Origin of the sequence: Streptomyces mangrovi, from assembly GCF_900114215.1 — a bacterium.
In the GTDB taxonomy this organism is placed as follows: Bacteria; Actinomycetota; Actinomycetes; order Streptomycetales; family Streptomycetaceae; genus Streptomyces; species Streptomyces barkulensis.
The window spans coordinates 237,644-250,499 of the sequence record NZ_FOSG01000005.1 but is presented as its reverse complement, the minus strand read 5'-3'; the positions used below and the strand labels follow the sequence as shown (position 1 = coordinate 250,499).

The following is a 12,856-nucleotide window of genomic DNA, read 5'->3' as shown; positions in this document are numbered from 1 at the left end:
CGCGCCCCGGACAGCGGCCCGCGCACATCACGCGGAGCCCGGCCGGATCGAGGCACGGCGCCCGGGAGCGTGAACGGGAGAACCGTCCGCATGCGCGAACCCATGGAATCCGCGGAGTCCACACCCGCGGAGAACACCGACACCACGCCCGCAGCACCCGCCGTGACCGGAACGGAGGCGGAGGCCGGACAGGCCGGACAGGGCAGTCCCGGCGACACGCTGCCGCCGCGCCGGCGTCGCCGCGCCGTGTCCCGCCCGGCGGGACCGCCCGCGGCGGCCTCGGCCGAGCCGGAGGTGGTCACCACGGCGGTCGCCGCCGCACCGGCCGGGGACGTGCCGGCGCAGGCCGCCGAGCCCGAGCCCGCCGCTGAACCGGCCGCCGAGACGCAGGCCGCGCCCGCGCGGCCCCGGCGCCGCGCCGTCCGCCGGGCCTCCTCTCCGGCGGGCCCGCCGCAGGCGGCCGAGACGGTGGTGCCCGCGGAGCCTTCCGAGCCCGCCGCCGAGACGCCCGAGACGGGCGGCGCCCTCGAACCCGCCGTGGCCGAGGAGCAGCCGGCCCCGGCGCGTACGCGCCGCCGTGCCGCCCGCCGGGCCTCCGCTCCCGCGGGCCCGCCGCAGGCGGCCGCACAGAGCGCGGAGCCCGAGCCCACCGCCGAAGCGGCGCAGCCGGCCGGGGCGGAGGCTCCCGCCGAGTCCGTCGCACCGGCCGCCGAGGAGCAGCAGGCCCCCGCCCGTACCCGGCGGCGCACCCGCAGGACCGCCGAGAAGGCCGACCGGCAGGAGACCGCGCAGGAGAAGCCCACCGCCGAGGAGCCGGCCGAGGCCTCGGCCGGGACCCCCGCCGAGGCGGAGCGTCCCGCGAGGACCCGGAAGTCCGCGAAGGTGAGGGCCGCCGAGGCCGCCGAGGCGGAGAAGCCCGCGCAGACCGCCGAGTCCGAGCCCGCCGCCGAGTCCGAGCCCGCCCCTCCCCGGCGTTCCCGCAGGAAGCCGCCGATGGCGCCGGTGGCGGTGTTCCAGGCGCCCGTGTTCGCCGAGCCGGTCTTCCAGACCCCCGAGACCGCTGCGGCCGCCGCCACGGAGTCCGCCGAGGAGGAGGAAGAGGAGCCGGAGACCTCCGAGGAGTACGGGACCGAGACCGGCGGCACGGCGGAGGCCGAGCGGGAGGAGCGCGTCGCGGCCCGCCGCCGTCGCCGCCGCAGGAACGGCGAGCCCGCCGAGCGGGAGGAGCGGGACGAGCAGCCCGCCGCCGAGGCCGGGGAGGCCGCGGAGACCCGGGCCGGGTCCGGAGCCGCCGGGGAAGGCGGCGAGGAGGACGAGGAGACCTACGGCCGGGGTGAGTCCGACGAGGGCGAGGAGCGTCCCTCGCGTCGCCGTCGCCGCGGCGGGCGCCGCCGCCGTCGCGGCTCCGACACCGAGACCTCCGAGGACGCCGGTGAGGGCGACGAGGGAGACGAGGCCCGGGAGAGCGCCGGGGAGACCGGGGCAGCGGCCGACGGGGGCGGCCGGGAGGACGGGGAGCGGGGCGAGGACGCCGAGGAGCACCAGGGAGCCTCCAGCAGCACCTCGCGCCGCCGTCGGCGTCGCCGCCGCCGCAGCGGCGAGGCCGAGCCCCAGGCCGCCGAGGTGGCCCCGGACGACCCGGAGCGCACGGTCGTCAAGGTGCGCGAGCCGCGGAAGAAGAAGGACGAGCCCTCCGAGAGCTCCGACGGCGTGCAGTCCATCAAGGGCTCCACCCGTCTGGAGGCCAAGAAGCAGCGCCGCCGCGAGGGACGGGAGCAGGGCCGCCGCCGTGTCCCGATCATCACCGAGGCCGAGTTCCTGGCCCGCCGCGAGGCCGTCGAGCGCGTCATGGTCGTTCGCCAGAGCGGCGAGCGCACCCAGATCGGGGTGCTGGAGGACGGCGTCCTCGTCGAGCACTTCGTCAACAAGGAGCAGGCCACCAGCTACGTCGGCAACGTCTACCTGGGCAAGGTCCAGAACGTCCTGCCGTCGATGGAGGCCGCCTTCGTCGACATCGGCAAGGGGCGCAACGCCGTCCTGTACGCCGGTGAGGTGAACTTCGAGTCGCTGGGCCTGTCCGGCGGTCCGCGCCGGATCGAGACCGCGCTCAAGTCCGGCCAGTCCGTCCTGGTCCAGGTGACCAAGGACCCGATCGGCCACAAGGGGGCCCGGCTGACCAGCCAGGTCTCCCTCCCCGGCCGCTACCTGGTCTACGTGCCCGAGGGCTCGATGACCGGCATCAGCCGCAAGCTGCCGGACACCGAGCGGGCCCGGCTCAAGCAGATCCTCAAGCGGGTCGTCCCCGAGGACGCGGGCGTCATCGTCCGCACCGCCGCCGAGGGCGCCAGCGAGGACGAGCTGCGCCGCGACGTCGAGCGGCTCCAGGCACAGTGGGAGGAGATCCAGCAGAAGGCCCGCAAGGGCGGCGCGCCGACGCTGCTCTACGGCGAGCCGGACATGACCGTCCGGGTCGTCCGCGACATCTTCAACGAGGACTTCTCCAAGGTCGTCATCAGCGGCGACCAGGCGTGGGAGACGATCCACGGGTACGTCTCGCACGTCGCGCCGGACCTCGCCGACCGGCTCCAGCGCTGGACCTCCGAGGTGGACGTCTTCGCCACCTACCGGATCGACGAGCAGCTGATGAAGGCGCTGGACCGCAAGGTCTGGCTGCCCAGCGGCGGATCGCTGGTCATCGACCGCACCGAGGCGATGGTCGTGATCGACGTCAACACCGGCAAGTTCACCGGCCAGGGCGGCAACCTGGAGGAGACGGTCACCAGGAACAACCTGGAGGCGGCCGAGGAGATCGTGCGGCAGCTCAGGCTGCGCGACCTCGGCGGCATCATCGTGATCGACTTCATCGACATGGTGCTGGAGTCCAACCGCGACCTGGTGATGCGGCGCCTGCTGGAGTGCCTGGGGCGCGACCGCACCAAGCACCAGGTGGCCGAGGTCACCTCGCTGGGGCTGGTCCAGATGACGCGCAAGCGGGTCGGCCAGGGGCTGCTGGAGTCCTTCTCCGAGACCTGTGTGCACTGCAACGGCCGGGGCCTGATCGTCCATATGGAGCAGGTGCAGACCCAGGGCGGCGGCGGTGGCGGCAAGCGCGGCAGGAAGAAGGGCAAGGCCGCGGCCCAGCAGCCCGAAGCCCCTGCCGAGCTCCCTGCCGCCGAGGCGCCGGCCGAGGCCGCCGCGCCCTCCGTGGAGGAGTCGGCGGCCGAGACGCCCGCCGAGGTGGCGGCGGAGGCCGCCGCGCCGGCCGCGCTGCCGGAGCCGGAGTTCGTCCCGGACGAGGAGCTGTACAGCAGCGCCGCCGAGGCCGAGGAGGCCGCCCGGCGCGGCCGCAGGCGGCGGCGCACCGGCGGCCGCAAGGTGTCGGCTCCGGCCGGTCCGCCGAGGGCGGCTGCCGAGGTGGAGGCCGCGGTGACGGTGGTTCCGGCGGCCGAGGAGGCGCCGCAGGCGCCGGCGCAGGAGCCGGCCGGGGCGGCGGAGCCCGTGGAGGCTCAGGCCGAGATCCCCGCGCCCGAGGCAGTCGCGCCCGAGGCAGTCGCGCCCGAGGCCGCCGTGTCCGAGCCGGCCGAGCAGGAGGCGGCGCCGCGTGCCCGGCGCCGTGGTGCGCGCAAGGTGTCGGCTCCGGCGGGTCCGCCGAGGGCGGCTGCCGAGGTGGAGGCCGCGGTGACGGTGGTTCCGGCGGCCGAGGAGGCGCCGCAGGCGCCGGCGCAGGAGCCGGCCGGGGCGGCGGAGCCCGCCCCCGAGCCCGCTGCGCCGGCCCGTCCGCGCCGCCGTGTGGTGCGCCGTGCCGCGGCTCCGGCCGGATCTCCCGAGACGGCCGAGATCACCGAGCCCGCCGTTCCGTCCGCCGAGCCCGCAGGTGAACCGGAGGCCGCAGCCGAACCGGAGGCCGCCGCCGAGGTCTCCGGGGAGGCTCCCGCCGAGGAAGCCGCTCCGGCGAAGGGGACGGCCCGCAAGACGGCGAAGAAGACCGCCGCCAAGAAGACCGCGTCCACGGCGAAGAAGACCGCCGCCAAGAAGACGACGGCCAAGAAGGCGGCCGCCAAGAAGACGGCCGCCCGCAAGACCGCGGCGGCCGAGAAGACGACGGCGAAGAAGGCCACCGCCAAGACGGCGGCCTCCAAGGCCACCGCCAAGGCGGCCGCCAAGAAGACGGCCGCCCGCAAGACCGCGGCGGCCGAGCAGCAGAACCCGCCGTCCGTCTCGGCCCCGGCCGAGGACTGACGGAAGAAGGACCGGCCCCGGACGCCCACCGGCGTCCGGGGCCGGTTTGACCCCCCGCGACAAAGCCCCGTAACCTTGACCGTCGCGGCGTGTCGATGGACACGCCAGGCTCCTGAGCAAATCCCTCCACGCACTCCGCGAGGTGTCGCGTGAGCGCGAGGAGAGGCCGCTCAATCCACTCGGATCCGCACGGGCCCGGCCCGTGGCGAGCGGCTGGCATCAGGGGCCCCACCCACGAGCGAGAGAGAGTTCCGCGTGTACGCGATCGTGCGCACCGGCGGCCGCCAGCAGAAGGTGTCCGTCGGCGACGTCATTGAGGTTGACCGTATCTCCACCAGCAAGGTCGGCGACAGCGTCGAGCTCTCGACCCTGCTCATCGTCGATGGCGACGCGGTCACCAGCGACCCGTGGGTCCTGGCCGGCGTGAAGGTCCACGCCGAGGTCGTGGACCACCACAAGGGTGCCAAGATCGACATCATGAAGTACAAGAACAAGACCGGTTACCGCAAGCGGATCGGTCACCGTCAGCTGCACACCGCGCTGAAGATCACCGGCATCGACGCCCCGGCGACGAAGTAAGGGACTGAGGAGAGATGGCACACAAGAAGGGCGCATCGTCCACTCGGAACGGTCGTGACTCCAACGCCCAGCGGCTCGGCGTGAAGCGCTTCGGCGGTCAGGTCGTCAACGCGGGCGAGATCCTGGTCCGCCAGCGCGGCACCCACTTCCACCCGGGCTCCGGCGTGGGGCGCGGCGGCGACGACACCCTGTTCGCGCTGGCCGCCGGTGCGGTGCAGTTCGGCACCGCTCGTGGCCGCAAGGTCGTGAACGTCGTCCCGGTCGCCGAGTAACCCACCGGCTCCGGTACGACCCGCAGCACCCCCCCGAGGGCGGACCGCCTCCCGTCCGTACGTGCCCCGCGCGTACGGACGGGGAAGCGGTTCCGCCCTCGGCGCGTTGTACGAAGGCGGCCCGCGAAGGCCCGTGCCGCCGCACCGGCGCGCGGCACCCCCCGCGTGATCCGCGGATCCGCACCCCGCACATCCCTCGAACACCAGCCTGGAGGCACCCGTCATGACCACCTTCGTGGACCGCGTCGAGTTGCACGTCGCCGCGGGTAACGGAGGCCACGGCTGTGCCTCCGTCCACCGTGAGAAGTTCAAGCCGCTGGGCGGCCCGGACGGCGGCAACGGCGGCCGGGGCGGGGACGTGACCCTCGTCGTCGACCAGTCCGTGACCACGCTGCTGGAGTACCACCACACCCCGCACCGCCGGGCGACCAACGGCAAGCCCGGTGAGGGCGGCAACCGCTCGGGCGCGGATGGCAGGGACCTGGTGCTGCCCGTCCCGGACGGCACGGTCGTCCTGGACCGGCAGGGCAACGTACTGGCCGACCTCGTCGGCCAGGGCACCACCTTCGTCGCCGGACGCGGCGGACGCGGCGGCCTGGGCAACGCCGCGCTGGCCTCGGCCCGCCGCAAGGCGCCCGGCTTCGCGCTGCTGGGCGAGCCGGGGGAGACCCGCGACATCGTCCTGGAACTGAAGACGGTGGCGGACGTGGCGCTGGTCGGCTACCCGTCGGCGGGCAAGTCCTCCCTGATCTCCGTCCTCTCCGCGGCCAAGCCGAAGATCGCCGACTACCCCTTCACCACCCTGGTGCCCAACCTGGGCGTGGTCACGGCCGGCGCGACCGTCTACACCATCGCCGACGTACCCGGCCTGATCCCCGGTGCCAGCCGGGGCAAGGGGCTGGGACTGGAGTTCCTGCGTCACGTCGAGCGCTGCGAGGTCCTGGTCCATGTGCTGGACTGCGCGACGCTGGAGTCCGAGCGCGACCCGGTGACCGACCTCGACGTCATCGAGGCCGAGCTGGCCCAGTACGGCGGTCTGGACGGCAGGCCGCGCGTGGTGGTGCTCAACAAGGTGGACATCCCCGACGGCCAGGACCTGGCCGACATCATCCGCCCCGACCTGGAGGCGCGCGGCTACCCGGTCTTCGAGGTCTCGGCCGTCAGCCGCAAGGGGCTCAAGGAGCTGTCCTTCGCCCTGGCGGGGATCGTGGAGGAGGCGCGCGCGGCCAGGCCCGAGGAGGAGGCGACCCGTATCGTCATCCGTCCCCAGGCCGTGGACGACGCCGGCTTCGCCGTCACACAGGAGGGCGACGGTTTCTTCCGGGTGCGCGGCGAGAAGCCGGAGCGCTGGGTGCGCCAGACCGACTTCAGCAACGACGAGGCCGTCGGCTACCTCGCCGACCGGCTCAACCGCCTCGGCGTCGAGGACGAGCTGATGAAGGCGGGAGCCCGCGAGGGCGACGGCGTGGCCATCGGCCCGGAGGAGAACGCGGTCGTCTTCGACTGGGAGCCCACGGTGGCCGCGGGCGCGGAGATGCTCGGCCGCCGCGGCGAGGACCACCGCATGGACACCATCCGCCCGGCCGCCCAGCGCCGCCGCGACCGCGACGCGGAGCGCGACGAGGCCCTGCGCGCGTACGAGGGCTTCGACCCCTTCGAGGAGTAGGAGCGGCGCGGCACGGACGCCGGAAGCGGCGGTGGCCCGCACTCTCCCGAGACGGGAGAGTGCGGGCCACCGCCGCTTCCGGCTCGCCGGCCGGGTGTTCGTCTCAGGTGGTGAGGGAGTTCTCCGAGTCGCTGGGGTCGCTCTCCTGACCGGCCTCGGCCGCTTCGGCTTCCGCCGCCTCCGCCGCTTCCGTCGCCTCGGCGGCCACCCGCGGCGCCGACGAGTCGTCCGTGCGCAGGGCCATCAGCTCACGGCGCCTGTCCGCCTTGGCGCACAGCGCCGCGACCGCCCGGTCGAAGCGGACGATCGACGGCGGGTCGGCCGGCCCCAGCAGGTGCGTCTTCAGCTCGGCACGGGCCCGTGCCATGGTGTCCCGGGACGGGTCCCGGACGGAGTCCAGCAGGGCGGGCACGCCCGCGGCGTCGGGGGTGAGGATCGTGGCCGCCCGCACGGTCGGCAGACCGGCCCTGAACTCCTCCTCCGTCAGACCGCTGGTGTTGGCGACCGCGTACGGCTTCTCACTGGCCAGCCAGTCCGAGACCACGCTGGAGACGTCGCTGATCAGCAGGTCGGACCGGTTGAAGCAGGCGTACAGGGCGGGCCGCGGCCCGGTGACGACCAGGTGCTCCCAGTCGGGGAAGGACGCCCAGTAGGCCTCCTCCCAGGCGGCCGTCGCGGCCGCCACCGCCGCCTCCCGGTCCCCCTCGGGGGTGGACTGGAGCAGCATCCGCTCCATCTCGTCCGCGCTCGGCCGGAACGCCGTGCTGGTCAGCTCGTCCAGCGCGGCGGTGCGGCGGGCCAGCTCGGCGGCGGCCTCCGGGCCGGGGCGCGGACCGGAGCGCCGGTCGTTGGCCTCGGCGATCATCTGCTGGATGCGCTCGTCGGCGCGGGCCGCGCGCGGGTCCACCGAGCCGGTCATCGGGTGGGGCTTGTACAGCAGTCGCACCTTCGGGTCCGCCAGCAGGGCGCGGACGATGTTCTCGCCGGCCAGGATGACCGAGGTGTTGCCCGGATCGTCGGTCCAGCCCTCCCAGGTGGGCGCGTACAGCACCGTGACGGGGCCGTCCGCGGCCGGAGGCCCGGCGCAGGGGCGGATCGGCGCGAGCTGCGGGCGGCCGACCTCCACCACGTCGCGGTCGTCGACGCCGATGTCGGCGAGCCGGTAGCGGTCCCGGGCGGCCCGGCCCGCGACCCACACCTCGTCGTAGGCCTTGGCGTAGGGGTTGCAGCTGGAGAGCTTGTCGCTCTCACCGTGGTTGATGAAGGCGTGCTTGATCGACGGGATGCGCAGCACCTGTGAGGTCTTACCGGAGTTCGCCGGGTGCAGCATGATCTTGAGCGAGGAGTGCTCCAGCCGCATGAGGTGGGCGACCTTGGGGATGCACACGATGGGTACGTCGGTCGCGTCGATCTTCTGCACCATGAACCGCTCGCGCAGCACGATCAGCGGTCTGGCCTCCAGTTCGGAGAGTGTGCCCAGCCACATGTTCGCCTGGTAGGCGGAGGCGGCGCCGCCGGAGAAGTACATCGCCACCGTCGGCCGGTACTCGGCCAGCCGGCGGTCCAGCCACTCCAGCGCCTGCTGCTCGTTCACGGGCTGCGCGCCCGGCCGCAGCCAGGCGGCGAGCCGCAGGACACCGCCCAGGTGGAGCGCCAGGGTGACGCCGACCCCCAGCAGGCCCCACAGGGCCTCGGCGGTCAGGGCCGAGGCCATCAGGCCGGCCGTGGCGGGCAGGGCGAAGTACAGCAGCCGGCGGCTGGGCTGGCGGGCCAGCAGCCGCGGCGGCGCGGAGGACAGGCGCAGGGCGGAGGCGTCGATGTTGCGGGTGACGAAGGGGAGGGTGCGTCGGCGTCTGATCAGCAGCGCGGCCGCCTGGCAGCAGAAGTGCAGGAAGTAGCCGGCCAGCAGGGCCAGGGCCAGGGGCTGCTCCTCGAGCGGGTCGATGCCCGGCAGCCGGACCAGGCCGACGACGATCAGCGCGTCACGCAGCAGCTGGCGGGCGGTGACGTCGAAGCGCAGCCTGCCCAGCGCGGCGACCAGATACGGCCGACGGCGCAGTATGTACAGCTCCAGCAGGAGACCGCCCGCGGAACCCGCGAGGAACAGGAGGGGGGCGGGAAACAGAGCGCCCGCCAGTTGTGCGAGGAAGGCCGCGCCCATCAGGACCAGCGGGACCAGACCGCGTTTCACCGGGAAGTTGCCGCTGGGGCGCCGGGCGGTGTTCTCCTCAAGCGGCTTCTTGTTGTGGAAGGACCTCACAGCTGTGAACGAGGCGGACATCAGGCAGGTCACGCTCCAGGAGGGGACGTTCGGGTTGGCCGTCTTGCTCTGCCGGCACCTCCGTCATCGGATGCTCTCCGGAACGGTGTTCAAACGGCGGAGTGGCACGCTGCCGAGCGCTTGACGGCTGTTACCGAATTATGTCCCACATGTCCGTAATTCTGTCGTCCTCGCCGTCCTTGCCGTCCTCGGCGGGCCTGGATGGCGAGACCCGGCGAGGACCGCGCACAACGCCGTGTGGGGCGGCACCCGGAGAGTTCTCCGGGTGCCGCCCCACACGGCGTCGCTGTGCTTGCCGACGGCCTACTGGCGTCCGGCCGTCGCGTTGTCCTGCGAGGAGAGGTTCTCCTCCGCCGGGCTGCCGGGCTGCACCGGGAGCCCGGCGGGGGCCTCGGGGACCGAGTAGGAGGCCAGCGTGCGCTCGAAGTCCCTGGTGGACAGCAGAAGCTTGTAGATGATCGCGAGCTCGAACGCCATCAGCAGGGCGCCCGCCGCGATGGTCACGGGCATGACCGCGGCGAAGATCGGGCCCACGATGAAGACGGCCATCTGGAACTCGATACCGCTCACCAGGTGGGTGCGGATGCGGTGCCGGAGCAGGAAGGTGCGGAAGCGGCCGTACCAGGGGAACCGGCTCTTGAACTCCACGTGGAGGTCGACGACCTTCTTCTCCTTGGGCCGGGCCTGCGCGCCGTCCTCGGCTCCGGTGTCCGGGTCGTCCTGTCCGGGGTCGTTGTCGAGGTCGGCCGTGGGGTTGTCGCGGAGGAGGTCCTCCATGAAGGCGACTCCCTGCTCCTCGTCGCCGTCGTTCTCCCGCTCCTGCTCCCGCCGCTCCCGCTCGCGGTCCCGCTCCAGTTCCTCGGCGGTCATCAGTGCCTGGGCGGCCCGCCGGCTGGCCTTGGCGCGGGCCTTGATCTTCTTGCGCATGCTGTGGCGCACCTTGAAGATCTGGAGTGCGTCCAGGTAGCGCAGGGCGTCCAGGAAGACCACCACGAGAGCCAGCCAGACGTACGCCACCTCCCCGGTGCGGGAGTACTGGCCGCCCATCAGCGCGACGGCGCAGATCAGCACCCGCACTCGGTCGAACACGTAGTCCAGCCAGCCGCCGAACTCCGAGCCCCTCCCCGTGAGCCGGGCGAGCTTGCCGTCCATGCAGTCCAGGATGAAGCTCAGGTGGTAGAGCCCGGCCCCGATCAGCAGCCACTTCCAGTCGCCGCGCGCGAAGCAGGCGGCGGCGGCGAGACCGAGGAAGAGTGCCCCCCAGGTGATCTGGTTCGGTGTCACCCGGGTCCACTTCGCCGTCCACCGGACCAGGGGCGTGGCCACGGGGTCGACGAGCAGCACCGTCCACCAGGCGTCACGCTTCTTCTCGGTGAGACGGCGCACTTCGGAGAGGGGTGGTATGTCCATCAGGTCAGCAATCTTCCGTGAGCTGGGCAGGGGCGGGCAGCGGCCTCGGGAAGCCCACCCGGTGTTCTGCGGGATCTCTGCGCGAGATGCACAGGAGGGATAAACCGAAGATCGGATGATATGAGAGTGCCCCTGGATTGTACAAAAGGTTACATGGCAGGGTAGTTGAGGGATCTCGGAGGACATCCGCCCTCTCTTTCAGGCTCTTTCAGCCCTGGTTCACCGGGGACATGCGCCCGGCGTCATCGGCCCCGACCCTTCTGAGCAGCCCTTCCTTCCTGATGTTCAGCACCAGTGCCTCGCCGGGGGCCGGCTCGGCACACCATGTCATGGCACGCCGCCGCCACCGGGCGGGGCCGAGGCCACCCGGAGGGGTGAGGGGCAGCCGCCAGGAGAGATCGGCCACATCCAGGCGGACGTCGACGGACCAGGCGCCGGCCGCTGTCAGGCCGGCCCGGTGTGCCGCCGCGAGATCCACCCGGGCCAGGAAGGCATGGCGGCCCGAGCCGTGGTCGCGGACCGCGGGAAAGCGGTGAGTGGTGCCGTCGGAGCCGGTCAGGCAGACGCTGAGCGCGTCGGCGGGAAGCCCGGCGACCGTGCAGCGCACACCCACGCGCAACTCCGCGGCGGAGGCGGGGGACCAGGCGAGATCCGTGAGGCTCAGATGCCTCAGTACACGGTGCTTGTTCTCTCCGACGTCCAGGGCCAGATGTCCCCGTCCCCTGGAGAAGTAGACGGTCAGCGCGGACGCTTTCGCCGGACCGGTGCGTATTACACGGGTCAGCGGCTTCTTCCGGACGGACGGGGCGCGGGTGCCGCCTATGCGTGTCGTCCTGGTCATGCCCTGGGCGCGCAGTCGCAGGGCAACGTCCCATATCCCGTTGCCCAGCGGCTCACCGTCGGCGGCCCCGGCCAGGTCGACCTCGGCCTCGAAGCCGGACAGGGGGTACCCGAAGTCGTCCGCTTCCCCCAGCTCGGCCAGCTCGGGAGCGGGGACCGCGGTGACGGCCGTCCGGTACTCGGCCTCCCCCGAACGGCTGCGCAGCACGAGTTCGGTCTCCAGCTCCCGGCAGCTCAGTTTCCGCAGGTGGGCATGGCCGGTGATACGGAGAACACCGTCCTTGACGGTGACGCTGTCGACGCGGTGGCGGGCTCGCACGTCGTCGGTGATGTCATAGACGTGGTCGGGTACGGCCGCCACCGGATCGCGGAAGTAGGGGTACCGGGCGTAGACCCTGTCGCCTTCCACGAGAGTGGTGAGGGGTTCGGCCGCCTCGCCGGAAGCGGCCTTGAGCCCGTAGCTGACCGCGCCCCGGGCCCGCTCGTAACGCAGCAGTTCCAGCAGCTCGTCGAGCATGCCGTGTTCGATGAGGTGGCAGCGCAACCGGGCGATGGCGGACAGCCGCCGGGCTACGCCGTCGCCGTACCAGGTGGCCAGCAGTTCACGGAGCCTGGCGAACGCCTTCTGCTGGTCCTCCCGGTGGGCCTCCCGGGCCAGGTGGTTGAGGGTCTCCCGGAGATCGGCGGAGAAGTGGCGGTGCAGGAGGTGGTCCCTGTCGGGGCCGGGGGCGACGTGTTCGCCGACCAGTTCGAGCATGGCGGACAGAAAGCGCAGCCGCATCTCGGTGCCGCGTACCACGGCGGTGTTGTTCCCGCCGTCCTCGCGGGCGACCCAGTAGACGCAGTCGTAGTCGGCGACCACGGAGACGGCGGCCGCGTTGAGGTAGGCGGTCGCGGTGAAGGGCTGGTCCTGGCCGACCTTCAGCTCCGGGCGGAAGCGCAGCCCCAGCCGTTCGACGAGATCCCGGCGGAAGAGCTTCATCGGGTTGAGCGTCCAGTACACACGGGAGGAGAAGACGTCCGTGCGGCCCTCGCCGCGTTTGAACATCGCGGTGGGTGCTCTGCGCCCGCCGACCCCGACCATCCTGCCGAGCACGACGTCGGAGGAGTTGGCGTCCGCGGCGGCGACCATCCGCTCCAGCGCCTCCGGACCGAGGTAGTCGTCGGCGTCCAGGAAGAAGACGTAGCGGCCCCCGGCGTGGTCGAGACCGACGTTGCGGGGGCCGGCCGGCCCTCCGGAGTTCTCCTGGTGGACCACCTCCAGCACGGTGCCGTGCTCGGCGGCCAGCCGGTCGAGTTCCTCGCCGGAGCCGTCCGTGGACCCGTCGTCGACCGCGATGATCTCCATGCGGTGGTGGCCTATGGTCTGCTCCACCGCCGAGGTGACACAACGGGTGAGATAGGGCATCGCGTTGTAGGCGCCGATGATGACGGTGACGTCGGGAACGGACACGGCTGTTGACTCCACTCGTACGGCGGTGTGCGCTCCCTCCTCCCGCCGACGAGGATCGCGCTGGACCGGCCGTCGGGTCTTCACCCGGATGGCCGATCGGGGGTCGGAAGATTGTA

General features: G+C 72.8%; 7 protein-coding genes. 4 read left to right on the top strand and 3 right to left on the bottom strand.

The window, feature by feature from the left end; translation table 11 throughout:
• Positions 1-90 precede the first annotated feature (90 nt).
• The 4 genes from BM237_RS09520 (at position 91) to obgE (ending at position 6,756) form a co-directional block, all read left to right on the top strand.
• Positions 91-4,239: an Rne/Rng family ribonuclease gene (locus BM237_RS09520; protein WP_093849108.1), complete on the top strand. Its 4,149-nt coding sequence runs from the start codon at positions 91-93 to the stop codon at positions 4,237-4,239.
• Between the two features lie 255 nt (positions 4,240-4,494).
• Positions 4,495-4,818, top strand: coding sequence for a 50S ribosomal protein L21 (rplU, locus tag BM237_RS09515; protein WP_093654483.1), 324 nt, complete (start codon positions 4,495-4,497; stop codon positions 4,816-4,818).
• A gap of 14 nt (positions 4,819-4,832) precedes the next feature.
• Entirely contained in the window at positions 4,833-5,090 is a 258-nt protein-coding gene (rpmA, locus tag BM237_RS09510) for a 50S ribosomal protein L27 (protein WP_093849107.1), read from the top strand.
• Positions 5,091-5,313: 223 nt separating this feature from the next.
• Entirely contained in the window at positions 5,314-6,756 is a 1,443-nt protein-coding gene (gene obgE, locus BM237_RS09505; RefSeq protein WP_093849106.1) for a GTPase ObgE, read from the top strand.
• 103 nt (positions 6,757-6,859) lie between these two features.
• On the opposite strand, the gene BM237_RS09500 is transcribed toward obgE, so the two are convergent.
• From BM237_RS09500 to BM237_RS09490, 3 genes are all read right to left on the bottom strand, one after another.
• Complete coding sequence (locus tag BM237_RS09500; protein WP_093849230.1) at positions 6,860-8,917, bottom strand: hypothetical protein; 2,058 nt, start codon at positions 8,915-8,917, stop codon at positions 6,860-6,862.
• Positions 8,918-9,340: 423 nt separating this feature from the next.
• Entirely contained in the window at positions 9,341-10,447 is a 1,107-nt protein-coding gene (locus BM237_RS09495) for a CDP-alcohol phosphatidyltransferase family protein (RefSeq protein WP_093849105.1), read from the bottom strand.
• 208 nt (positions 10,448-10,655) lie between these two features.
• Positions 10,656-12,740, bottom strand: a complete 2,085-nt coding sequence (locus tag BM237_RS09490; RefSeq protein WP_093849104.1) for a glycosyltransferase — start codon at positions 12,738-12,740, stop codon at positions 10,656-10,658.
• Positions 12,741-12,856 lie beyond the last annotated feature (116 nt).

What these genes read in the sequence shown, in the direction of transcription:
- BM237_RS09495 (WP_093849105.1), bottom strand. Translation starts at nt 10,447, where the DNA reads ATGGACATACCACCCCTCTCCGAAGTGCGCCGTCTCACCGAGAAGAAG.
- rpmA (WP_093849107.1), top strand. Translation starts at nt 4,833, where the DNA reads ATGGCACACAAGAAGGGCGCATCGTCCACTCGGAACGGTCGTGACTCC.
- BM237_RS09500 (WP_093849230.1), bottom strand. Translation starts at nt 8,917, where the DNA reads ATGGGCGCGGCCTTCCTCGCACAACTGGCGGGCGCTCTGTTTCCCGCC.
- BM237_RS09520 (WP_093849108.1), top strand. Translation starts at nt 91, where the DNA reads ATGCGCGAACCCATGGAATCCGCGGAGTCCACACCCGCGGAGAACACC.
- obgE (WP_093849106.1), top strand. Translation starts at nt 5,314, where the DNA reads ATGACCACCTTCGTGGACCGCGTCGAGTTGCACGTCGCCGCGGGTAAC.